Source organism: Streptomyces sp. ATLC9 (assembly GCF_057196705.1).
Genome location: NZ_JBXUOY010000064.1, coordinates 1 through 21,881, shown reverse-complemented (window position 1 = coordinate 21,881; position 21,881 = coordinate 1). Strand labels below are relative to the sequence as shown.

Here is a 21,881-nt window from a genome sequence, read left to right as displayed (position 1 = left end):
CCGCCGCCTCCCGTGTGGTGGCCGGCTCGCCCGCGGACACGGCCGCCGGCGTCCCGGCCGCCGCAGGGCCGGCCGCGGGCTGATCCGTCCGGGCGCACCGGGACACCGCGCTTCGTGCCGTCCTCCCGCCGGACCGCTCTGACACGCCCCGTTCGGGGTACCGGACTAGCCTCGGTGGCCAGTGCACCCGCGGGTCATCCGTGCCCGGCCCTGCGTCCGCCGGAACGCCGGGTGCGAATGGAGAGGACATGTGAGATGGACGTGCGCAGGAGGAACAACGTGACCGTCACCGGCCGGGAGGGCGGGCCGGTGGTGATGCTGGCGCACGGGTTCGGCTGCGACCAGAACCTGTGGCGCCTGGTGGCGTCCGCGCTGGCGGAGGAGTTCCGGGTGGTGCTCTTCGACCACGTGGGCTCCGGCGGTTCGGACCCCTCCGCCTGGGACGGGGAGCGCTACTCCTCCCTGGAGGGCTACACGCGGGACGTGCTGGAGATCTGCCACGCCCTGGAACTGCGGGACGTGGTGTTCGTGGGGCACTCGGTCAGCGCCATGATCGGGGTGCTGGCGGTGCTGCGCGAGCCGGAGCGCTTCGCCAAACTGGTGCTGCTCACCCCCTCCCCCTCCTACATCGACGACGGCGAGTACCGGGGCGGGTTCAGCCGGGCCGACATCGACGAGCTGCTGGAGTCGCTGGAGAGCAACTACCTGGGCTGGTCGTCGGTGATGGCGCCGGTGATCATGGGCAATCCGGACCGGCCCGAGCTGGGCGAGGAGCTGACCAACAGCTTCTGCCGCACCGATCCGCGCATGGCCCGCGTCTTCGCCCGCACCACCTTCCTGTCCGACAACCGCGAGGACCTGGCCGGGGTGGCCGTGCCGACACTGGTGGTCGAGTGCGCCCACGACACCCTGGCCCCGCGCGAGGTGGGCGCGTTCGTCCGGGACGAGATCGCCGGAAGCACCCTGGTCACCCTGGACGCCCACGGGCACTGCCCGCAGCTGAGCGCCCCCGGCCCGACGGCCGAGGCCATCGCCTCCTTCGCGAGGGCCCGGTGACCTCACGCCCGGACCCGGAGCCGGAGCCGGAGGGCGATGCGGGTCCGGAGGACGACCCGGAGGACGACCCGGAGGACCTGTACGAGAACGCACCGTGCGGCCAGCTCTCCGCCCTCCCCGGCGGCAGGATCGTCAAGGTCAACGCCACCCTGCTGGAGTGGCTCGGCTACCGCCGCGAGGAGCTGGTCGGCCGCCGCACCTTCTCCGAACTGCTCACCGTCGGCGGCAGGATCTACTACGAGACCCATTTCGCCCCGCTGCTGCGGATGCAGGGCCGCATCGGCGGGATCGCGCTGGAGATGAGGACCGCCGAAGGCGGACGGCTGCCGGTGCTGATCGCCTCCGTGGTGCGGGAGGGCTCGAGAGGAGAGGGCCCGGGACGGCGGCCGGCACTGGTGCGCACCTCCGTCTTCGAGGCCCGCGACCGCCGCGCGTACGAGACCGAGCTGCTGCACGCCCGGCAGGAGGCCGACCGCGAACGCGAGCGCGTCCAGCAGCTGGCCACCACCCTCCAGCGCAGCCTGCTCCCGCCCGCCCTGCCCGACATCCCCGGCACCGAACTGGCCGCGCACTACCACACCGCCTCGGCCGACGAGGTCGGCGGCGACTTCTACGACCTCTTCCCCGTCTCCGGCGGGCGCTGGGGGCTCTTCCTCGGCGACGTGTCCGGCAAGGGCGCCGCGGCGGCGGCCGTCACCTCCCTCGCCCGCTATTCCCTGCGCGCCGCGAGCGCCTCCGATCCCGACCCCCTCAAAGTGCTGGCCAACCTCAACACCGTCCTGGAGCACGAGAACCACGGCGAGGACCCGCGCTTCTGCACCGTCGTCCACGGTCTGCTCACCCCGGGCGGGCACGGCTGCGAGCTCACCCTCGCCGGCGGCGGCCACCCCCCGGCCCTGCTGATGCGCGCCGACGGCACCGCCGAGTACCTGCACACCCCCGGAGGCCAGCTGGTCGGGGTGCTGCCGAACGCCCACTTCACCGCCACCACCGTGCGCCTGGCCCCCGGCGACACCCTGCTGCTGTACACCGACGGGCTGACCGAGGCCCGTACCGTCCACGCCGACGGCCGCCGCCGGGAGCGGGAGGGAGGGCGCTACGGCGAGGAGGCCCTGCTCGACTTCGCGGCCGGGCTGGCCCCGACGAGCGCCGCGGACGCCGTCGCCGCCGTCGGCGCCCTGCTGGAGGGGCTGGGCGAGGGCGTGGACGACGACACCGCCGTACTGGCCCTCGGCGTCCCCGCCACCCGTGAGGAGCCCACCACCGCGGACGGGCCGGACGGGCCGGAACCGCTCAGCGCGCCGTGACCGCCCGGCGCGGAGGCCTGCGCCGCCGCAGGCCCGCCTCCGTCAGCCGCCGCAGCAGCTCCTTGCCGCCCACCTCGACCGCGCCGAGCCCCACCGCCCGCCCGTAGCGGTGGGCGGGTACGTCGTAGTGGTCGCGGTCGAAGGCCCGGCGCGGGCAGCCGAGGACGGCGGCGAACGCGTGCAGCTCCTCGTAGGAGACATCGCTGACCAGGTGCGACCACAGCGTCCCGTGCCCCGGCCACTCGGGCGGGTCGATGTAGACCGTCACCGGGCGCTTCCCAGCTCCCCGACGGGCGCCACCGCCGTCGCCGTCCGGCCGCACACCCAGTGCGGGTCCGGGCCGAGCTCGGGTTCGACGTCGAGGGCGTGCTCCTCCTCGCCGCCGCACAGCGGGCAGCCCGGCCAGCGCCCCCGGCGGTCCAGCAGGGCGTCCTGGACGTCCTGGGCGATCAGGCCGGCGACGAAGGGGGCCCCCTCGGGCCACTGCCCGACCCACCAGCGGCGGTGGGAGACCGCCTCCTCGACCAGTGAGACGACCTCGGCCCCGGCGATGCCGCAGGCGGTGAGATCGGCCAGGACGAGCGCCCGGCCGGTGTGGAGGGCCCGTTCGAGGCCGCCGGAGCCGGATTCGCTGGGATCGGGGCCGGGGGAAGGGGGCTGCTGCTCAGTCATAGCCCCTCCATTGGAGCAGACGGCCGCGAGGACGGCGGACGTCTTGACGGCCCCTCCCGGCGAAAATATCTTCCGCCATGTGACCAAGACTGTGAAGGAAAGTTTCGCCGGCCCGGTCCGCGACACCGCACCGGGCCGCCGCCCCGGCCTCCCGGAGCCCGCCGCCCTCGCGGCCAAGGTGCGCACCATGGCCCCCTCGATGACCCGCTCCATGCAGCGCGTCGCCGAGGCCGTCGCCGGTGATCCCGCCGGATGCGCGCGGCTCACCGTCACCGGCCTCGCCGAGCGCACCGGCACCAGCGAGGCCACCGTCGTACGGACCTCGCGGCTGCTGGGCTACCCCGGCTACCGCGATCTGCGGCTGGCGCTGGCCGGGCTCGCCGCGCAGCAGGCCTCCGGCGCCTCCCCGTCGGTGACCGCGGACATCGCCGTGGACGATCCCATCGAGGAGGTCATAGCCAAGCTCGCCCACGACGAGCGGCAGACCCTGGCGGACACCGCCGCCGGGCTGGACCCCGGCCAGGTCGAGGCGGCCGTGCACGCCATGGCCAACGCCCGCCGGATCGACCTCTACGGCGTCGGAGCCTCCGCCCTGGTCGCCCAGGACCTGGCGCAGAAGCTGCTGCGGATCGGCCTGGTCGCCCACGCCCACGCCGATCCGCACCTGGCCGTCACCGGCGCCGTGCAGCTGCGCGCCGGCGACGTCGCCCTGGCGGTGACCCACTCCGGCCGTACGGTGGACGTGATCGAACCGCTGCGCGCCGCCTTCGGCCACGGAGCCACCACCGTGGCCGTCACCGGGCGCCCGGACGGGGAGATAGCCCAGTACGCCGACCACGTGCTGACCACCTCCACGGCGCGCGAGAGCGAACTGCGCCCGGCGGCCATGTCCAGCCGGACCAGCCAGCTGCTGGTCGTGGACTGCCTGTTCATCGGCGTGGCGCAGCGCACCTACGAGACCGCCGCCCCCGCCCTGTCGGCCTCCTACGAGGCACTGGCCCACCGCCACTCGCCCCGGCAGCGCTGACCCCGCACCCGCTGCCCGCACCCGGACAGCACCGCCCGCCCCCCGCGCCCGCGTCCCGGCGCCGGCGCCGGCATCCGGAAGAACGGAAAGAGCCGCACCGTCATGACCTCCTCCCCGACCGCCGCCGGCCACGGGCCCGGCGATCCCGGCCGCACCCCCCGCGATCCCCGCGCCCCCCAGGTCCCGGACGGCGCGTACGGCCGGCTGCGCGCCGAGCTGGAAACGCTCACCACCGAGGCGTTCCGCAGCGACCTGTCCGAGATCGACCGGCTCCCCACCCTGGAGATCGCCGGAGTCATGAACGCGGAGGACGCCACCGTGCCCACCGCCGTCGCCTCCCAGCTCCCGCGCATCGCCGCCGCCATCGACGCCACCGCCGAGCGGATGGCGCGCGGCGGGCGGCTGGTCTACGCGGGGGCGGGGACGGCAGGACGGCTGGGCGTACTGGACGCCAGCGAGTGCCCGCCCACCTTCGACACCGACCCGTCCCAGGTCGTCGGGGTGATCGCGGGCGGCCCGGACGCGCTGGTCAGCGCGGCCGAGGGCGCCGAGGACCGCCCCGGCCTCGCCGCGGCCGACCTCGACGGCCTGGGGCTGGGCCCCCACGACGTGGTGGTCGGCGTCTCCGCCTCCGGGCGCACCCCGTACACCGTCGGCGCGGTCGAGTACGCGCGGCGGCTGGGGGCGCTGACGGTCGGACTGTCCTGCAACTCCGGCTCGCCGCTGGCGGCGGCGGCCGACCACGGCATCGAGGTCGTCGTGGGCCCGGAGCTGATCACCGGCTCCTCCCGGCTCAAGGCGGGCACGGCCCAGAAGCTGGTCCTCAACATGATCTCGACCATCACCATGATCCGGCTGGGCAAGACGTACGGGAACCTGATGGTCGACGTGCGCGCCTCGAACGAGAAGCTGCGGGCCCGCTCACGCCGCATCGTCTCGCTGGCCACGGGGGCGAGCGACGAGCGGATCGAGTCCGCGCTCGCGGCCACCGGCGGCGAGGTGAAGAACGCCATCCTCACCATCCTGGGCGAGGTGGACGGTCCCACGGCCGAGCGCCTGCTGAGGGAGTCCGGCGGCCGGCTGCGCACGGCCCTGGAGGCGGCACGCGGCTGACGGGCCCGCCACGCGCGGCGGGGCGGGCGTACCCCGCCCCGCCCCGTTTCGAGCGCGCTCATCACGTCGTTGCCGTCCAGGAGTCGTGTGGGGTGGGTTCGGCTCTGGAAACAGAGTGGAGGCGCCGCGGCAGGGGATCGCCCGTGCGCGGCCCCCGGGAGGTTCTCCGGTGCGCCCCCCGGTGGCAGACCGCACCGCGGTGCCAGATCCCACATCCTGGACATAGTAAGAGGGCGGCACCCCTTGCGGGGTGCCGCCCTCTCCGCCGTGCGCGCGGTGCGCGCCCGGCGGGAACCGCCGATCCGCGGGAGCGGATCAGAAGTCCATGCCACCGCCCATGCCGGCGGCGGCGGCCGCGTCGGCGCCGGCACCGGCCTTCTCCGGCTTGTCGGCGATGACGGCCTCGGTGGTGAGGAAGAGCGCCGCGATGGAGGCGGCGTTCTGCAGCGCGGAGCGGGTGACCTTGGCCGGGTCGATGATGCCCTCGGCGATCATGTCCACGTAGTCACCGGTCGCGGCGTTCAGACCGTGGCCCGGGGTCAGGTTGCGCACCTTCTCCACGATGACGCCGCCCTCGAGGCCGGCGTTGACCGCGATCTGCTTCAGCGGGGCCTCCAGCGCGGCCTTGACCGCGGCGGCACCGGTGGCCTCGTCGCCGTCGAGCTCCAGCTTCTCGAAGACCGCGGAGGCCTGCAGCAGGGCCACGCCACCGCCGGCGACGATGCCCTCCTCGACGGCCGCCTTGGCGTTGCGCACCGCGTCCTCGATGCGGTGCTTGCGCTCCTTCAGCTCCACCTCGGTGGCGGCGCCGGCCTTGATGACGGCGACGCCGCCGGCCAGCTTCGCCAGACGCTCCTGGAGCTTCTCGCGGTCGTAGTCGGAGTCGGAGTTCTCGATCTCGGCGCGGATCTGGTTGACGCGGCCGTTGACCTGCTCGCTGTCGCCGGCACCGTCGACGATGGTGGTCTCGTCCTTGGTGATGACGATCTTGCGGGCGCGGCCCAGCAGCTCCAGACCGGCGTTCTCCAGCTTGAGGCCGACCTCCTCGGAGATGACCTGGCCACCGGTGAGGATGGCGATGTCGCCGAGCATGGCCTTGCGGCGGTCGCCGAAGCCCGGGGCCTTGACGGCGACGGACTTGAAGGTGCCGCGGATCTTGTTGACCACCAGGGTGGAGAGGGCCTCGCCCTCGACGTCCTCGGCGATGATCAGCAGCGGCTTGCCGGCCTGCATGACCTTCTCCAGCAGCGGGAGCAGGTCCTTGACGGCGCTGATCTTGGAGTTGGCGATCAGGATGTAGGGGTCCTCCAGGACCGCCTCCATCCGCTCCATGTCGGTGGCGAAGTAGGCGGAGATGTAGCCCTTGTCGAAGCGCATGCCCTCGGTGAGCTCGAGCTCCAGGCCGAAGGTCTGCGACTCCTCGACGGTGATGACGCCTTCCTTGCCGACCTTGTCCATGGCCTCGGCGATCAGCTCGCCGATCTGGGTGTCGGCGGCGGAGATGGAGGCGGTCGAGGCGATCTGCTCCTTGGTCTCCACCTCCTTGGCCTGCTCCAGCAGGGCGGCGGAGACGGCCTCGGTGGCCTTCTCGATGCCGCGCTTGAGGGCCATCGGGTTGGCGCCGGCGGCGACGTTGCGCAGACCCTCGCGGACCAGCGCCTGGGCCAGGACGGTCGCGGTGGTCGTACCGTCACCGGCGACGTCGTCGGTCTTCTTCGCGACCTCCTTGACCAGCTCGGCGCCGATCTTCTCGTACGGGTCCTCGAGCTCGATCTCCTTGGCGATGGAGACACCATCGTTGGTGATCGTGGGGGCTCCCCACTTCTTCTCAAGGACGACGTTGCGGCCCTTGGGGCCGAGTGTGACCTTGACGGCGTCGGCGAGCTGGTTCATCCCGCGCTCGAGGCCGCGCCGCGCCTCCTCGTCGAACGCGATGGTCTTGGCCATGTGAAGTGGTCCTCCCTGGGGTTCCCCATGCCGAAGGCCAGGGGCGGGTTGGGATGTCTCCGGACCGCTCTGGCGCCCGCGACGGACGGCCCACCGGCCCGGCGGTTCCTTGCTCCACCGGGCTTGCGGACCTCACCGAACCGGTCCTTGCTTTGTCACTCTCGCCTTCGGAGTGCTAACGCCAATGATTAGCACTCGACCCCTCCGAGTGCAAGCGCGCCGGGGTTCCGCGTGCCCGTACCCCCGGGCGGGGACGGACACGGGGGAGCGCGGGGCGCGGACGGGCCGCGGGCGCGCGCCGGTGTGCGGCGGACGCACGACAGGAGGGCCCGCGCCCCCTTGCGGGGACACGGGCCCTCCTGTGCCGTCTACTGCTGATGTGCGTCGTGGTGCGTGTGTCCGGCGCTTCAGGCCGTCACGCGGACCATGTCCGCCTGCGGGCCCTTCTGGCCCTGCGAGATCTCGAACTCGACCCGCTGCCCTTCCTCAAGGGTGCGATATCCGTCCATCTGGATCGCGCTGTAGTGGACGAACACGTCCGCCCCACCGTCGACCGCGATGAAGCCGTATCCCTTCTCCGCGTTGAACCACTTGACGGTGCCTTGAGCCATTTCCTAACTCCCCTATTGCCGGCCCTTGCGCGAGTCCGCACTCCGCGGACCCGGGTCGGTCACCACCCCCCGGCGAGAGGGGACGGCGTGCGCCGGAACGCGTCGACCGCGGCTGAATGTATCTGGGCAGACGCCCTCTGCAACAGGTCTGTCGGACGAGAATTCCGGTCATGCCGGATTGCCGATAAGCACATGAACGACAGGAAAGCGGGGCAACTCGGGCCGGGCATGGCGGACCAACACGACAATTCACGCGATAAATCGGGGCGCAAGTTGTCGCGTTCTCATGGGCGCCGAGCGCACATTCAGGGGGAGGCCCGCTCACTCTATCGCTCTTCGAGCTGCGGAATTACCAATTCCGCTTGCTGCCGCGCGTGGTACGCGCCCCCTCCCCCGCGTACACGTGCGGGCGGCTCCGCTCCCCCTCCTCACGGAAGGAGGGGGAGCGGAGCCGCCCGCATGCGGTGACGTGCGCGGCGTCGCGTACGGCGCCGGGTGCTCTCCCGGTCAGCGGCCGCCCGCGACGGCCGGGATGATGGAGACGCCCGAGCCGTCCGGCGTCGGCGTCCTCAGACCGTCGGCGAAGCGGACGTCGTCGTCGTCGACGTAGACGTTCACGAAGCGGCGCAGCTTGCCGGAGTCGTCCAGCACCCGGGCGGAGATGCCCTGGTGGTTCCTCTCCAGGTCCGCGATGACCTCGGCGAGCGTGGCGCCCTCGGCGGGCACCTCGGCCCGGCCGCCGGTGTGGGCGCGCAGGATGGTCGGGATTCGGACGGTGACGCTCATGCCAGGCCAGCCTCTCGGAAGGAGTCCAGGTTGGGACGGATGATCGCGGACGGTCCGGTGGTCGGGGCCACCGCGTCCAGGGTCTTGAGGCCGTCGCCGGTGTTGAGGACGACGGTGGTCAGGGTCGGGTCGAGCACGCCGGCCTCGATCAGCTTCCTCGTCACGCCGACGGTCACGCCGCCCGCGGTCTCCGCGAAGACGCCCTCGGTCCGGGCCAGCAGCTTGATCGCGTCGACGATCTGCCCGTCGTTCACGTCCTCCACCGCGCCACCGGTGCGGCGGGCGATGTCCAGCACGTACGGGCCGTCGGCCGGGTTGCCGATGGCCAGCGACTTGGCGATGGTGTCCGGCTTCACCGGCCGCACCACGTCGTGGCCGTCCTTGAAGGCCCGCGCCACCGGCGAGCAGCCCTCGGCCTGGGCACCGAAGATCTTGTAGGGCCGGTCCTCGACCAGCCCCAGGGCGATCAGCTCGCGCAGCCCCTTGTCGATCTTGGTGAGCTGGGAGCCGGAGGCGATCGGGACGACGAGCTGGTCCGGCAGCCGCCAGCCGAGCTGCTCGCAGATCTCGTACGCCAGGGTCTTGGAACCCTCCGCGTAGTACGGGCGGAGGTTGACGTTGACGAAGCCCCAGCCCTCCCCGATCGGGTCCCCGATCAGTTCCGAGCAGAAGCGGTTCACATCGTCGTAGGTGCCCTCGATGCCCACCAGGTCGCCGCCGTAGACCGCGGCCATGACGACCTTGCCCTGCTCCAGGTCGTGCGGGATGAACACGCACGAGCGCAGGCCCGCGCGGGCCGCCGCGGCGCCGACGGCGCCGGCGAGGTTGCCGGTGGAGGAACACGACAGGGTGGTGAAGCCGAAGGCGCGGGCGGCCTCGACGGCGATGGCCACCACACGGTCCTTGAAGGAGTGCGTGGGGTTGCCGGAGTCGTCCTTGACGTACAGGCCGCCGGTGACGCCCAGCTCGCGGGCGAGGTTGTCGGCCTTGACCAGCCTGGTGAAGCCCGGGTTCAGATTGGGCTTGTCCGCCACGTCGGCCGGGACCGGAAGCAGCGGGGCGTAGCGCCAGATGCTGTCCGGGCCGGCCTCGATCCGCTTCCGCAGCCCCTCCGGGTCGCCCTCGGGAAGGTCGTACGCGATCTCCAGAGGACCGAAACACGCCTCACAGGCGAAGACCGGCCCGAGCGGGAGGCGCTCACCGCACTCGCGGCAGGAGAGCGCCGCGGCGGGACCGAGCGAAAGGTCGGTGCTGGTTGCAACAGTCTGCACAGCCATGGTGGCGAGGCCCTTTCTCCTCATCTTCCCCGCGACGACTTTCGCCGCGGGACGGAATTGGCACCTTCCCCACCGTGGCCTCGGACTGCTGTGTACGAGTGCCGGCGGGAGGGTTGCCGGGGCTTCAACGGGCCGTTCCCTCTGCCCCTCTGGATGAGCTCTATGGCGCCGGCCGATCCTCTGACCGGTGCGTTTGTGCACGCCGGGGCCCCCGAGATGCGGAACTCCCGTGCGTCGTCCAAGACTGTAACCGAAGCCCTCGGCCGCGAGGCCGCCCGTCCGAACCGCGAGACGAGAGGCACACGGGGCCTGCGTGGGCGCCCTCCGGAAGACGGACCCGGGCGAAGGCCCCGGAGACATGCCCGAAGGCGGGCATGGACGGCCGGTCCCGGGCAACCACGGTCCGACCACGGCCGGTGTCCGACCCGCGTCCGATCCGCACCGCGACCGACAGCAGCAGACACGCCGGGATCACCCGGGCGAACCCGGTCCCGCAGAATGCCTGGGACCGCCGGGGCGGCGGGGTCCGCCGGGAACACCGGGGTGACCGGGGATGTCGGAACCGCTGAGGACCGGCAAGGACCGGCAAGGACCGTCGAGGACAGGGAGGCACACGTGCTGGATGAGGTCGACCACTGGCTGGAACGACGCTCATGGAGCGCTGCCGAACGTCCGCTGTCCCGGCTGCTGGCCGCGAAGCGGGCGGCCGGACCGGCGGGCAGTGTGAGCGTGGTGCTTCCGGCGCTGAACGAGGAGGCGACGGTCGGGGACATCGTCGCCGCGATCCGCCGCGGGCTGATGACCGAGGACATGCCGCTGGTCGACGAGCTGGTGGTGGTGGACTCCGGCTCCACCGACCGCACCTCCGAGGTGGCCGCCGCCGCGGGCGCGAAGGTGGTGCACCGCGACGAGGTGCTGCCCCGGCTGCCCGCGGTGCCGGGCAAGGGCGAGGTGCTGTGGCGGTCACTGCTGGCCACCAGCGGCGAGATCGTCTGCTTCGTCGACGCGGATCTGCGGGAGTTCGACACCACGTTCGTGTCGGGCATCGTCGGGCCGCTGCTGACCGATCCGGGCCTGGCGATGGTCAAGGCGATGTACGACCGTGCCATCGGCGACAGTCCGGCCGGCGGCGGCCGGGTCACCGAGCTGGTCGCCCGCCCGCTGCTCAACCTGTACTGGCCGCGGCTGGCGGGCTTCGTCCAGCCGCTGGGCGGCGAGTACGCGGCACGGCGCTCCCTGCTGGAGCGGCTCAGCTTCCCCGTCGGCTACGGCGTCGAACTGGGCCTGCTGGTGGACGCGCTGCACACCGTCGGGCTCGAGGCGCTCGCGCAGGTGGACGTGGGCGTGCGCAGGCACCGCAACCAGGACGGGCTGGCGCTGGGACGGATGGCCGCGGCGATACACCGCACCGCCCATGTGCGGCAGGCGCGCGGCCCGCTGATACGCCCGGTGCTCACGCAGTTCGAGCGGGTCTCCGGGGGCGGGTTCGTCCCGCACACCCACCCGGTGGACACCGAGGAGCGTCCGCCGATGCGCACGGTCCCCGAGTACGCCGCCCGCCGCACCGCCGCATGAGAGGGGGGCACCCCGGCCCGGCGCGCGCCGGTGAAGCACGTACACGGCCCGGCGTGCGCCGTACCAGCCGCTCCCGCGCCCGCCCGGTGCGGGAGCTCCCCGCGTGCGCCGCCGCGCACCCGCCGCGCACCCCCGGCCGGCCCTGTCGGGCCCGTACGACGAGAACCGTACGTTTGAGCGGTACGGACAGCGGCTAGGTTCCGCTCATGGTCACTCGGCACCAGGTACTCGTCGCCTCCAATCGCGGGCCCGTCTCCCACACGCTCGGCGAGGGGGGCGAGCTGACCGTCAAACGCGGCGGCGGCGGGCTGGTCTCCGGCCTGTCGGCCGTCAAGGGCGACGCGGTGTGGGTCTGCGCGGCGCTGGGCGAGGGCGACCGCGAGGCGGTACGCCGCACGGGCGGCGAGCTGGACCCGGCGGACACCGGCGGCCAGCGGGTGCGGATGCTCGACATCGCCCCCGACGTCTTCGCGGACGCCTACAACGGCATCGCCAACTCCGTGCTGTGGTTCGTCCACCACATGCTGTACCAGACCCCGCTGGAGCCCGTCTTCGACGCGGACTTCGAGCGGCAGTGGCGCTCCTACGAGGCGTACAACGCGGCGTTCGCCGACGCGCTGGCCCAGGAGGCCGCCGACGGCGCGGCCGTCCTCGTGCAGGACTACCACCTCACCCTCGTCCCGGCCATGCTGCGCGAGCGGCGGCCCGACCTGCGCATCGGCCACTTCTCGCACACCCCCTGGGCGCCGCCGGACTACTTCCGGGTGCTGCCGGACGACCCGGACGGCGGGGTGGCCGCCGAGGTGCTGCGCGGCATCCTGGGCGCCGACCGGGCCGCCTTCCTCACCCGGCGCTGGGCGGGCGCCTTCGCCGACTGCTGCGTGAAGCTGCTGGGCGCGGAGGTCTCCGTGGCCGACGGCGGCGACGAGATGATCGTCACCCACGGGGGCCGCGAGACGCGCATAGGCGTCCACGGCCTGGGCGCCGACGCCGAGTTCCTGCGCGAGCGCTCCCGGCGGCCGGACGTGGAGGACCGGATCGCGCTGCTGCGCGATCAGATCGGCCGCGGGCCCGACGGCGAGCCGCGCAGGGCGATCGTGCGCGTGGACCGCACCGAGCTGTCCAAGAACATCATCCGCGGCCTGCTCGCCTACCGGCGGCTGCTGACGGACCGCCCCCAGTGGCGCGGCCGGGTCGTGCACGTCGCCTTCGCCTACCCTTCCCGCCAGGACCTGGCGGTCTACCGCGACTACACCGACGAGGTCGCCCGCGTCGCCGAAGGGATCAACGCGGAGTTCGGCGAGGGCGGCTGGACGCCGGTGGAGCTGCACCTCAAGGACGACTTCGCGCGCTCCCTGGCGGCCTACCGGCTGGCCGACGTCGCCCTGGTCAACCCGATCCGGGACGGCATGAACCTGGTGGCCAAGGAGATCCCCGTGCTCTCCGACGGCGGCTGCGCGCTGGTCCTCTCCCGCGAGGCGGGGGCCTTCGCCGAACTGGCCGAGGACGCCATCACCGTCAACCCCTACGACATCGGCGCCACGGCCGACGCCCTGCACCAGGCACTGACGATGGACGCGGACGAGCGCGCCGAGCGCACCAAGCGCCTGGCCGCGGCGGCCACGGCCCTGCCGCCCACGAAGTGGTTCCTGGACCAGCTGAACGCGCTGCGCGACTGACGCCTGCCGCGGCCCGCCTCCGGGCGCACCCGCGGGCACGCCCGCAGGCGCCCGCCGCGGGTGCCCGGGGGAAGCGCCGCCGGTCCGCGGGCCGTACCGGCGGGCGGCGCCCTGTGGGCCCGGGGCGGTCAGGCCCCCAGCGTGTCCGCCAGCGCGCCCAGCAGCCCCACCACCCCGGCGGGGCCGTCCACGACCAGGTCCGCCCGTTCGGCCAGTGCGGTGACCTCGTCGCTGCCGCTGCACAGCAGCACTCCGGGCACGCCCTCGCCGCGCAGCCGGTCCACCGCGTCGTAGGCGGCCAGATCGCCCAGGTCGTCACCGCCGTAGAGGACCGAGGCGGCGCCCGTGTCGCGGAGGAACTCCGTGAGTGCCATGCCCTTGTCCATGCCCGGAGGCCGCAGCTCCAGCACCAGACGGCCGGGCTCCACGGCCAGCCCGTGCCGTACCGCCAGTTCGGCCAGGGGGTCGCGCAGCGCCTCGAAGGCGCCCTGCGGGTCGGCGGCCCGGCGGGTGTGGACGGCCAGCGCACGGCCCTTGTCCTCGGTCCGGACGCCCCGCGGCGCCCCGGCCTCCTCCAGCAGGCCGGGCAGTTCGGCGCGTACGGCCTCCACGCCGGGGTGCGGCGGCGGAGTGCGGGTCTCGCCCGTGGCCGCGTCCCAGCGCTCGGCGCCGTAGGCCCCGAGCACCACCAGGTGCTCCAGGCCCGGAGCCCCGGCGAAGCCGCCGTGGCGCGCGGCCGTGGCGGCCGGACGGCCGGTGACGATGACGACGGACCGCAGCAGCGGCGCCAGCCGGGCCAGGACGGGCACCGCGTCCGGGTGGGCGCGGGCGCTGTCGGGGTCGGGGACGATCGGGGCGATCGTCCCGTCGAAGTCGAGGGCGACCACGGCCCGCCCGGGGTCGGCCAGCAGCGCGGCCAGCCCGTCGCGTCCGGCGGGGGTGGTCGGTACGGGGAGTTGCTCCGGGAAGGGGGGTGAGGAGTGGCTGCCCATGCCTGGGACCATACCCGGCGGCCGTCTCCTCACCGCCCCCGGCGGCCGTCCCCGCGACGCCCGCCGGCCGTGCCGCTGCCGCGCCCCTACCGCAGTCCGCGCCGCTCGTCGCGCCGCCGGCGGAGCCGGTTGACCGTGACCGGATCGCGGACCAGGGCACGCGGATCGTCCAGCAGGGCGTTGAGCACCTGGTAGTAGCGCGTGGGCGACATGCCCAGACGCTCGCGTATCTCGCGCTCCTTGGCCCCGGGGCTCGTCCAGCCCCGGCGCTCGACGGCGAGCACGGCCTCGTCCTCCTCGGACAGGCCGCCGGTGCCGTCGCCGCCGCTCGGCCGCTCGCTGCCGGTGCTCACCCCTCCAACCTACTGCCGCGCTCGGACACCGCATCCCGGCGGCCGGACGGCCCGCGCCGTACCGCGTATCGCTTCGACAACGGTGCTTCACTCTCCCAGGTCGGGGCTGCTATCCACGTGCGTGTACCCGTGCGCCGGGATGCACCGCCCGCCTCACCCCGCCCCATCGCGTCCCCCGTCCCGCACCCGTCACGAGGAGAGTCCCGCATGGCCGCCGCAGAGCAGTCCCGCACCGCCGCCGAGATCGCCACCCAGCCCGGCTGCTGGCGGCGGGCGTCGAAGGCGGTGGAGTCCGGGGCCGCCGGGGCGCTGCCGCGCCCGGGCGAGCGGGTGGCGGTGACCGGCTGCGGCACCTCCTGGTTCATGGCCCAGTCCTACGCGGCGCTGCGCGAGGCCGCCGGGCAGGGCGAGACGGACGCCTTCGCGGCCTCGGAGTTCCCGGCCGGGCGCGCGTACGACCGAGTGGTGGCGATCACCCGTTCCGGCACCACCTCCGAGGTGCTCGGCCTCCTGGCCCGCCTGCGGGGCCGCGTACCGACCACCGCCCTGACCGCCGACCCCGCCACGCCCGTGGCGCAGGCCGCCGACCACACCACCGTCCTGGAATGGGCCGACGAGGAGTCGGTCGTCCAGACCCGCTTCGCCACCACGGCGCTGGCGCTGCTGCGCGCGGACCTGGAACGGCACGGCGCGCCGCCGGCCGGGGTGAAGCCGGTCGGGCAGGCGGCGGTCGACGCGGAGCTTGCCGTCGTCCAGCCGCTGCCCCCGGCCGCGCTGGACGCGGAGCAGTGGACCTTCCTGGGCCGCGGCTGGACGTACGGGCTGGCGCTGGAGGCCGCGCTGAAGATGCGCGAGGCGGCCGGCGTCTGGACGGAGGCGTACCCGGCGATGGAGTACCGCCACGGCCCCGTCGCGATCGCCCGCCCGGGCCGCGCCGTCTGGCTCCTGGGCTCCCTGCCCGAGGGCCTGGCCGGCGACATCTCGCAGGCGGGCGGGGTGCTGCTGGCGGACTCCGACTGCCCGGGCACAGGCGAGCGGGCGCTGGACCCGATGGCCGACCTGATCCGGGCCCAGCGCCTGGCGGTCGCCCTGGCGGAGACCTCCGGCGCGGACCCGGACCGGCCGCGCAACCTCACGCGCAGCGTGGTCCTGGGCTGACGGTCCGCGTCGCCAGTGCCGTCCTCGTACAGTCCGTGCCGTCCTCGTACAGCCGGGAACTGTACGTGTGGAAATCCCCGGAACCGGCTGACGCGGCGGGACGGCGCGAACACAGTGGGTGTGTGAAGGACGACCGTGAGAAGTCACCCGACCACCTGACCATCCGCGTACGGGCCCAGGACGACCCCGTCTCCCGGGTCACCGAGCACGACACCGTCGAGGCGTCCGCGCGCTATCCGCAGGTCGTGATCCGGGGGCCCGTCTTCGGATTCGCCGAACAGCGGCCCGAGGACGGGCCCCGCTGGCGGCTGCTGAGCGACATGGACAGCGGCTTCCCGCAGCACGCGCGGGACGGCCTCAACTCCCACCTGTGGTTCAAGGCCAGGGACGACACCGGGGACCGGACGCTGCGCCGCCGGCTGCTGGCCGCCGTCGCCCGGCTTGAGACCGAGCCGGTGGACGAGGTCTCGGTGGGCGACACCCGTTACCGCGTCGTACGCGGCGACGAGTTCGCCCGCATCGGCCCCGAAGGGCTGGAACCGCCCCGCCCCACCGACCCCGAGCCTCCGGGGCCGCTCTCCTGGGGCCTGGGGGACCGGTCGGTCTCGCGGACGAAGGGCTTCGTCGTCGACCACGCCGCCGCCGTCGGCCTCATGACGGGCATCCAGCGGGTCGAGCTGCTGTCGCTGGCCTACCGGGCCGCGCGCTACCCGGAGGAGGTGCGTGCGGACTCCCTGCGCGCCCTCCACTCCCACCCCGGCGTGGTACTCCTGCCCGCCGCCTTCACCTTCGCCGAGGAGAAGGAGGACTCCTGGGAGCCGGTCTGCGTCTCCCTGCCCACCCCGCACGACGCCCGGCGGTCGATGGTCAACCACCTGAAGGAGATCCGGCCCCTGCTCTACGAGGTCCCCCCGGAGGAGGCCGAGGAGGACGCCCTGGCCGCCGACGCGTACGTGGCCGCGACCCCGCGCGGCAACGAGCTGCGGGTGCGCGGCCGGTGCTTCCGGATCGTCCGCGTCGAGCGGCTGATCCGCATCGGCCCCGACGGCCCCGAGACATCCCGCCCCTCGGACTGGGACCCGGAGCCGCCGATGCGGCTCCACCCGGTGATGGACGAGTTCGGGAACATCCTCCGCGACTGAACCACCTCACCCGCCGTCCCGCCCGGTCCCCGGCCGGGCGGGACGGGGACCGGAGGAGACCTGACGCCCCGGGGTCTCCCTCCCGCGCGAGCGGCCGGGGCACCGTGCGGCGCCCGGCCTGCCGCAGAGTGGACTAGACCTTTCGCGGGCGACGGGTGAGACTGTCCCCGTGACTCCTCGGCATGACGAAACCGCGTATGTCGTCGCCCTCGACGTGGGCGGCACCGGACTGAAGGGCGCCCTCGTCGGGGCCGGCCGCACGCTGCTGCACCAGGCACGGCGGCCCACCGGACGGGAGGACGGGCCGGACGCCGTGGTGGAGAACGTGCTCGCGTTCGCCGGAGAACTGCGGGCCGCCGGGGTCGCGCGGTACGGCGCCGAGCCCCTGGCCGCGGGGGTCGCCGTGCCGGGGATCGTCGACGACGCCACGGGGACTGCCGTCTACTCCACCAACCTCGGCTGGCGGGACCTGCCCCTGCGCGACCTGCTGGCCGCGCGGCTGGGCGGGACGCCCGTCGCCCTCGGGCACGATGTGCGCACCGGAGGGCTCGCCGAGGGACGGATCGGAGCGGGGGCGGGAGTGGACCGCTTCCTGTTCACGGCACTGGGCACCGGCATCTCCGGGGCCGTCGGGATCGACGGCCGGGTGGAGCCCGGCGCACACGGCGGCGCGGGCGAGATCGGCCACATCACCGTACGGCCCGGCGGGCCCGAGTGCGGCTGCGGGCGGCGCGGCTGCCTGGAGCTGTTCGCCTCCGCCGCCGCCGTGGGCCGGGCCTGGGCCGAGGCGTGCGGTGATCCGGAGGCGACGGCGGCCGGCGCCGCCCGGGCCGTGGAGGCGGGCGACCCGCGGGCCGCGGCCGTCTGGCACGACGCGGTCGACGCCCTCGCCGAGGGCCTGGTCATCGCGATCACCCTGCTGGATCCGCGGGTGCTGATCGTCGGCGGCGGGCTGGCGGAGGCGGGCGGGACGCTTCTGGCGCCGCTGCGCGAGGCCGTGCGCGCCAAGGTCACCTTCCAGCACGTCCCCACGATCGTTCCGGCGGCCCTCGGGGACGCCGCCGGGTGCCTGGGCGCGGGGCTCCTCGCCTGGGACCTACTCTCCGCGGAGGTTGCGAGCCGATGACCGGTCCGAAGACGGCGCAGACGACGGGGGCGCGGCGCACCGTGCTGACGGGCGCCAGGGTGGTCCTTCCGGACGGCGTGGCCGAGGACGGCAGGGTGACGGTGGAGGGCTCGCGCGTCGCCGCCGACGTCCCCGGGGAGGCGGGCACGCTCGACCTGGCCGGCCACTGGATCGTGCCCGGCTTCGTCGACATGCACGTCCACGGCGGCGGCGGGGCGTCCTTCTCCGCGGGCTCGGCCGAGGAGGCGCTGCGGGCGATCGCCACCCACCGCGCGCACGGCACCACGACGATGGTCGCCTCCACCGTCACCGGCGCCCTGGACGAACTCTCCCGGCAGGCCGCCGTTCTGTCGGAGCTGGTGGAGCAGGGCGACCTGGCGGGTGTCCACTTCGAGGGGCCGTTCATCGCCCGCGGCCGCTGCGGCGCCCATGACCCCGCTCTGCTGCGCGACCCCGACCCGGCCGACGTGCGCAAGCTGGTGGAGGCGGCGCGCGGCGCGGCGCGGATGGTGACGCTCGCGCCGGAGCTGCCCGGCGGTCTGGAGTCGGTGCGGCTGCTGGCCGACAGCGGGGTGATCGCGGCCGTCGGCCACACCGACGCCTCCTACGAGGCCGTGCTGGAGGCCGTCGGAGCGGGCGCGACGGTCGCCACGCACCTGTTCAACGCGATGCCCGCGCTGCTCCACCGCGCCCCCGGCCCGGTGGCGGCGCTGCTGGAGGACGAGCGGGTCACCGTCGAGCTGATCAACGACGGCGTCCACCTGCACTCGGCCGTCCTGGAGCTGGCCTTCGCCCGTGCCGGGGCCGACCGGGTCGCCTTCGTCACCGACGCCATGGGCGCGGCCGGGATGGGCGACGGCCTCTACCCGCTCGGCCCGCTTCAGGTGCGCGTCACCGACGGCGTCGCCCGGCTGGTGGAGGGCGGCTCGATCGCGGGCTCCACGCTCACCCTCGACGAGGCGCTGCGGCGCGCGGTGACGGTGGACGGCCTGCGGATCGAGGACGCGGTACGGGCCCTGACGCTGAACCCGGCACGGCTGCTGGGGGTCGCCGACCGGGTGGGGTCGATCGAGCCCGGCAAGGACGCCGACCTGGTGGTGCTGGACGGCGGTTACCGGGTCGCGGGCGTCATGCGCCGGGGCGAGTGGGTGGTGCCCCCTCGCCTCCCGGACGCCGCCGGAACCACCGAGCCCGCCGAGCCCGCCGAGCCCGCCGGGGTTGTACGCGGCGGCGCGACGGGCTGATTGCGTTACGGTCTCGTTCCCACATCGAGCACGGGCGGGCGCCCCCACCCTCTGTGCCGACCGGCTCCGCTTTGGCATGATCACTCGCACGGTCGGCGATCCCGCGCCGCCGTGGGCATGCCGAACGTTCACACTCGCCGGTGGGAGGCGGAGTACCGGATGATCCTGACCGTCACGCTCAACGCGGCTTTGGACATCACCTACCGTGTCCCCCGTCTGGAGCCCGGCGCCTCCCACCGGGTCCGGGAGGTCGCCGAGCGTCCGGGCGGCAAGGGCCTGAACGTGGCGCGGGTCCTGGGCGCGCTGGGCCACGAGACGCTGGTGACCGGCTTCACCGGCGGCCCGAACGGCGACCGGCTGCGGGCGCTGCTGTCGGAGGTGACGGAGGACGGCCCGGTCGGGGACGCGTTCGTCGCCGTCGGCGGGGACACCCGCCGCACCGTCACGGTCGTGGACGGGGCGTCCGGCGGCGCCACCGTGCTCAACGAGCCCGGACCGCAGGTCACCACCGTCGAGTGGGAGCGCTTCCTGGACGTCTACGGAGGGCTGCTGCACGACGCCACGGCCGTCGCCCTGTGCGGCAGCCTGCCGCCCGGGGTGCCCGTGGGCGCGTACGGGACACTGGTGCGCGCCGCGCGTACCGCGGGCGTGCCCGTGCTGCTGGACACCAGCGGGGAGCCGCTGCTGCGCGGGCTGGCCGCCCGGCCGGACGTCGTCAAGCCCAACTCCCGGGAATTGGCCGGGATAACGGGCACCACCGAGCCGTTGCGGGCCGCGCGGCTGGCGCAGCGGCGCGGGGCGCACTCCGTCGTCGCCTCGCTGGGCGAGGACGGGTTGCTGGGTCTCACCTCGGAGGGCGTCTGGCGCGTCGAGTCGCCCCGGCGGCTGACGGGCAACCCGACGGGTGCGGGGGACTCGGTGGTGGCCGCGCTGCTGTCCGGGCTCGTGGAGGGCCTGCCCTGGCCGGACCGGCTGGCCCGCGCCGCCGCACTGTCGGCGGCGACCGTACGGGCCGGGACGGCGGGCGAGTTCGACCGGGTGCTGTACGAGGAGCTGCTGCCCGGGGTGCGGATCGACCGGCGGATGGCGGCCGTCTGACGGCCCGTCCGGTGTCCGGGCCGGACGGCGGCGGGGTGACGGCCGGGTGACCGCGTGGGACGGCACGGCGGGCACGGACGACGGATACCGGGAAGGGGCGGGTATGCCACTGGTCGGCAGCGGGGAACTCGTGGCGGACGCGCGGGCGTCCGGCCGGGGCGTCGCCGCGTTCAACGTCATCACCCTGGAGCACGCCGAGGCGATCGCGGCCGGCGCGGAGGCCGCCGGCATGCCCGCCGTCCTCCAGATATCCGAGAACGCCGTGCGCTTCCACGGCGGCCGGCTCGCGCCCGTCGCGGCCGCGGCGGCGGCCGTGGCGCGGGCCTCCGGCGCGCCTCTGGCGCTGCACCTGGACCATGTGGAGAGCCCCGAACTGCTGCGCGCCGCCCCGGAGGCCGGGTTCGGCTCGGTGATGTTCGACGCCTCGAAACTGTCCTACGCCGCCAATGTGGCGGCCACGGCGGAGGCCGTGCGCTTCGGCCACGCGCACGGAATGTGGGTGGAGGCCGAACTGGGCCGGATCGGCGGCAAGCCCGGTGACGGGGAGCGGGAGGGCGGGGAGCCGCACGAGGGGCGCGGCACGCTCGGTGCGCACGCCCCCGGCGTACGCACCGATCCCGCCGAGGCGGCCGCTTACACGGCCGCCACCGGGGTGGACGCCCTGGCCGTCGCGGTCGGCAGCTCCCATGCGATGACCGAGCGCACCGCCGTCCTCGACCACGCCCTCATCCGCGAACTGCGCGAGACCGTCCCCGTACCGCTGGTGCTGCACGGCTCCTCGGGCGTGCCGGACGGGGAACTGCGGCGGGCGGTCGCGGCCGGGATGACGAAGATCAACGTGGGGACGGCGCTGAACACCGCCTTCACCGGAGCCGTCCGCGCCTTCCTCGCCGAGGACGGGCGGACCGTCGACCCCCGCGGATACCTGCTCCCGGCACGGGAGGCGATGGCGCGGACGGTGACGGCCTTCCTGGAGGTGGTCGGCGGCTGACGCGACCGCGCCGCGCCGCGCCGCCGGCCCCCGCCACGGCGGCGTCAGCCGCGGACGTGGCCCTCCTTGAGCCAGACCCGGTCGAGGACGAACCCGCACTGGCTGCCCTCCTCGCAGGAGATCCTGACGGTGTTGGCGCCCTTGTCCAGGTCGACCCAGGCGAAGGTGCGCGTCCAGCCCTTCTCCCACTCGCCCTCGCCCGCCCTGGCGAAGTTCTTCATGTTCAGCCCGCCCTTGTGGGACGTGCCGTTGACGGCGAGCGCGGGGTTCGCGTCCTTGCCCGGCACCCCGTAGCCGACGAACAGCGTGTACTTGCCGTCCTCGGGGACCTCGAAGGTCCAGGTGGCCGAGGAGCCGGGCTTGTCGAGACCGGTGACGTACGCGCCGCTCCTGGACTCCGCCCCCTGGACGGCCTTGTCCGTGGTCGCGCCGCCGCCGAGCTGGAGGCTGGCCGCGTCCTCGGAGGGGAGGGGGCCCGGCTTCTCCTTGTCCTTCCCGGTGTCCTTGTCCTGATCCTCCCCGTCGTCTCCGGCGCCCTCGCCCTCGCCCTCGCCGGCACCGGCGGTGGCGGCCTGGACGCCGCCGTTCTGGTTGGCGTTCGCGTCGTCGTCGTCGCTGAAGAAGACGGCGGCGCCCACGCCGAGGACCACGGCGGCGACGACCGCCAGTGCGCCGGCCAGCAGGCCGTTGTGGTTGCGGCCCCGCCCCCGGCCGGCCGGGCCGGCCG

Annotated in this window: 21 protein-coding genes and 1 riboswitch; of the genes, 12 read left to right on the top strand and 9 right to left on the bottom strand. The window is 74.3% G+C overall.

Features of this window, described 5'->3' with window-relative positions; translation table 11 throughout:
• Window positions 1-255 precede the first annotated feature (255 nt).
• Complete coding sequence (locus tag AC2CJA_RS10010; RefSeq protein ID WP_484602306.1) at window positions 256-1,056, top strand: alpha/beta fold hydrolase; 801 nt, start codon at window positions 256-258, stop codon at window positions 1,054-1,056.
• Entirely contained in the window at window positions 1,053-2,363 is a 1,311-nt protein-coding gene (locus AC2CJA_RS10005) for a PP2C family protein-serine/threonine phosphatase (RefSeq protein WP_484602305.1), read from the top strand. The genes AC2CJA_RS10010 and AC2CJA_RS10005 overlap by 4 nt, the downstream gene beginning before the upstream one ends.
• Here AC2CJA_RS10005 and AC2CJA_RS10000 read toward each other — a convergent pair.
• On the bottom strand, window positions 2,350-2,631 hold the full coding sequence (locus AC2CJA_RS10000) for a DUF4031 domain-containing protein (protein WP_484602304.1): 282 nt from the start codon (window positions 2,629-2,631) through the stop codon (window positions 2,350-2,352). The two genes, AC2CJA_RS10005 and AC2CJA_RS10000, sit on opposite strands and share 14 nt — an antisense overlap.
• On the bottom strand, window positions 2,628-3,035 hold the full coding sequence (locus tag AC2CJA_RS09995) for a hypothetical protein (RefSeq protein WP_484602303.1): 408 nt from the start codon (window positions 3,033-3,035) through the stop codon (window positions 2,628-2,630). The genes AC2CJA_RS10000 and AC2CJA_RS09995 overlap by 4 nt, the downstream gene beginning before the upstream one ends.
• 79 nt (window positions 3,036-3,114) lie before the next feature.
• Between AC2CJA_RS09995 and AC2CJA_RS09990 the strand changes: the two genes are divergently transcribed.
• Together AC2CJA_RS09990 and murQ are read left to right on the top strand one after the other, a co-directional pair.
• Window positions 3,115-4,062 carry a MurR/RpiR family transcriptional regulator gene (locus AC2CJA_RS09990; protein ID WP_484602302.1) on the top strand — a complete coding sequence of 316 codons (948 nt, stop codon included), beginning with the start codon at window positions 3,115-3,117 and terminating at the stop codon, window positions 4,060-4,062.
• Between the two features lie 102 nt (window positions 4,063-4,164).
• Window positions 4,165-5,175 (top strand): N-acetylmuramic acid 6-phosphate etherase, encoded by a 1,011-nt coding sequence (murQ, locus tag AC2CJA_RS09985; protein ID WP_484602301.1) that lies wholly within the window; start codon window positions 4,165-4,167, stop codon window positions 5,173-5,175.
• A 315-nt stretch (window positions 5,176-5,490) separates the two neighbouring features.
• On the opposite strand, the gene groL is transcribed toward murQ, so the two are convergent.
• The 4 genes from groL to thrC form a co-directional block, all read right to left on the bottom strand.
• Window positions 5,491-7,122 carry a chaperonin GroEL gene (gene groL / locus AC2CJA_RS09980; protein ID WP_394635942.1) on the bottom strand — a complete coding sequence of 544 codons (1,632 nt, stop codon included), beginning with the start codon at window positions 7,120-7,122 and terminating at the stop codon, window positions 5,491-5,493.
• 407 nt (window positions 7,123-7,529) lie between these two features.
• A complete protein-coding gene (locus AC2CJA_RS09975) occupies window positions 7,530-7,733 on the bottom strand; it encodes a cold-shock protein (RefSeq protein WP_004986573.1) in 204 nt (67 codons plus the stop codon).
• A gap of 507 nt (window positions 7,734-8,240) precedes the next feature.
• Window positions 8,241-8,519, bottom strand: coding sequence for a MoaD/ThiS family protein (locus tag AC2CJA_RS09970; RefSeq protein WP_484602300.1), 279 nt, complete (start codon window positions 8,517-8,519; stop codon window positions 8,241-8,243).
• The gene (gene thrC, locus AC2CJA_RS09965; RefSeq protein WP_484602299.1) at window positions 8,516-9,796 is read right to left on the bottom strand and encodes a threonine synthase; all 1,281 of its coding nucleotides are present in this window, start codon (window positions 9,794-9,796) and stop codon (window positions 8,516-8,518) included. The genes AC2CJA_RS09970 and thrC overlap by 4 nt, the downstream gene beginning before the upstream one ends.
• A gap of 17 nt (window positions 9,797-9,813) precedes the next feature.
• A riboswitch (SAM riboswitch) is annotated at window positions 9,814-9,956 on the bottom strand.
• A gap of 455 nt (window positions 9,957-10,411) precedes the next feature.
• On the opposite strand from thrC, the gene AC2CJA_RS09960 reads away from it, so the two are divergent.
• Together AC2CJA_RS09960 and AC2CJA_RS09955 are read left to right on the top strand one after the other, a co-directional pair.
• Window positions 10,412-11,371 carry a glucosyl-3-phosphoglycerate synthase gene (locus tag AC2CJA_RS09960; RefSeq protein WP_484602298.1) on the top strand — a complete coding sequence of 320 codons (960 nt, stop codon included), beginning with the start codon at window positions 10,412-10,414 and terminating at the stop codon, window positions 11,369-11,371.
• A gap of 206 nt (window positions 11,372-11,577) precedes the next feature.
• A complete protein-coding gene (locus AC2CJA_RS09955) occupies window positions 11,578-13,050 on the top strand; it encodes an alpha,alpha-trehalose-phosphate synthase (UDP-forming) (protein WP_484602297.1) in 1,473 nt (490 codons plus the stop codon).
• 128 nt (window positions 13,051-13,178) lie between these two features.
• Here AC2CJA_RS09955 and otsB read toward each other — a convergent pair whose 3' ends face one another.
• Window positions 13,179-14,042, bottom strand: a complete 864-nt coding sequence (gene otsB, locus AC2CJA_RS09950) for a trehalose-phosphatase (protein WP_484602296.1) — start codon at window positions 14,040-14,042, stop codon at window positions 13,179-13,181.
• A gap of 86 nt (window positions 14,043-14,128) precedes the next feature.
• Window positions 14,129-14,395, bottom strand: a complete 267-nt coding sequence (locus AC2CJA_RS09945; protein WP_241718414.1) for a DUF3263 domain-containing protein — start codon at window positions 14,393-14,395, stop codon at window positions 14,129-14,131.
• Window positions 14,396-14,602: 207 nt separating this feature from the next.
• Here AC2CJA_RS09945 and AC2CJA_RS09940 point away from each other — a divergent pair, with 207 nt between their 5' ends.
• The 6 genes from AC2CJA_RS09940 to AC2CJA_RS09915 all read left to right on the top strand — a co-directional run bounded on the left by AC2CJA_RS09940 (window position 14,603) and on the right by AC2CJA_RS09915 (window position 21,154).
• Window positions 14,603-15,553 carry an SIS domain-containing protein gene (locus AC2CJA_RS09940; protein ID WP_484602295.1) on the top strand — a complete coding sequence of 317 codons (951 nt, stop codon included), beginning with the start codon at window positions 14,603-14,605 and terminating at the stop codon, window positions 15,551-15,553.
• A gap of 122 nt (window positions 15,554-15,675) precedes the next feature.
• Window positions 15,676-16,695: a DUF5954 family protein gene (locus tag AC2CJA_RS09935; RefSeq protein ID WP_484602294.1), complete on the top strand. Its 1,020-nt coding sequence runs from the start codon at window positions 15,676-15,678 to the stop codon at window positions 16,693-16,695.
• 169 nt (window positions 16,696-16,864) lie between these two features.
• Window positions 16,865-17,821 (top strand): ROK family protein, encoded by a 957-nt coding sequence (locus tag AC2CJA_RS09930; protein ID WP_484602293.1) that lies wholly within the window; start codon window positions 16,865-16,867, stop codon window positions 17,819-17,821.
• Complete coding sequence (gene nagA / locus AC2CJA_RS09925; protein ID WP_484602292.1) at window positions 17,818-19,065, top strand: N-acetylglucosamine-6-phosphate deacetylase; 1,248 nt, start codon at window positions 17,818-17,820, stop codon at window positions 19,063-19,065. The genes AC2CJA_RS09930 and nagA overlap by 4 nt, the downstream gene beginning before the upstream one ends.
• 159 nt (window positions 19,066-19,224) lie before the next feature.
• Window positions 19,225-20,163: a 1-phosphofructokinase family hexose kinase gene (locus AC2CJA_RS09920; protein WP_484602291.1), complete on the top strand. Its 939-nt coding sequence runs from the start codon at window positions 19,225-19,227 to the stop codon at window positions 20,161-20,163.
• Between the two features lie 103 nt (window positions 20,164-20,266).
• Window positions 20,267-21,154, top strand: coding sequence for a class II fructose-bisphosphate aldolase (locus AC2CJA_RS09915; RefSeq protein WP_484602307.1), 888 nt, complete (start codon window positions 20,267-20,269; stop codon window positions 21,152-21,154).
• A 44-nt stretch (window positions 21,155-21,198) separates the two neighbouring features.
• Here the strand turns inward: AC2CJA_RS09915 and AC2CJA_RS09910 are convergent.
• On the bottom strand, window positions 21,199-21,881 hold a 683-nt coding region (locus tag AC2CJA_RS09910), incomplete at its 5' end, for a carbohydrate-binding protein (RefSeq protein ID WP_484602290.1).

Coding starts and splice junctions, on each gene's coding strand:
- AC2CJA_RS10010 (WP_484602306.1), top strand. CDS start 256: ATGGACGTGCGCAGGAGGAACAACGTGACCGTCACCGGCCGGGAGGGC.
- AC2CJA_RS09995 (WP_484602303.1), bottom strand. CDS start 3,035: ATGACTGAGCAGCAGCCCCCTTCCCCCGGCCCCGATCCCAGCGAATCC.
- murQ (WP_484602301.1), top strand. CDS start 4,165: ATGACCTCCTCCCCGACCGCCGCCGGCCACGGGCCCGGCGATCCCGGC.
- groL (WP_394635942.1), bottom strand. CDS start 7,122: ATGGCCAAGACCATCGCGTTCGACGAGGAGGCGCGGCGCGGCCTCGAG.
- AC2CJA_RS09975 (WP_004986573.1), bottom strand. CDS start 7,733: ATGGCTCAAGGCACCGTCAAGTGGTTCAACGCGGAGAAGGGATACGGC.
- AC2CJA_RS09970 (WP_484602300.1), bottom strand. CDS start 8,519: ATGAGCGTCACCGTCCGAATCCCGACCATCCTGCGCGCCCACACCGGC.
- thrC (WP_484602299.1), bottom strand. CDS start 9,796: ATGGCTGTGCAGACTGTTGCAACCAGCACCGACCTTTCGCTCGGTCCC.
- AC2CJA_RS09955 (WP_484602297.1), top strand. CDS start 11,578: ATGGTCACTCGGCACCAGGTACTCGTCGCCTCCAATCGCGGGCCCGTC.
- otsB (WP_484602296.1), bottom strand. CDS start 14,042: ATGGGCAGCCACTCCTCACCCCCCTTCCCGGAGCAACTCCCCGTACCG.
- AC2CJA_RS09940 (WP_484602295.1), top strand. CDS start 14,603: ATGGCCGCCGCAGAGCAGTCCCGCACCGCCGCCGAGATCGCCACCCAG.
- nagA (WP_484602292.1), top strand. CDS start 17,818: ATGACCGGTCCGAAGACGGCGCAGACGACGGGGGCGCGGCGCACCGTG.
- AC2CJA_RS09920 (WP_484602291.1), top strand. CDS start 19,225: ATGATCCTGACCGTCACGCTCAACGCGGCTTTGGACATCACCTACCGT.
- AC2CJA_RS09915 (WP_484602307.1), top strand. CDS start 20,267: ATGCCACTGGTCGGCAGCGGGGAACTCGTGGCGGACGCGCGGGCGTCC.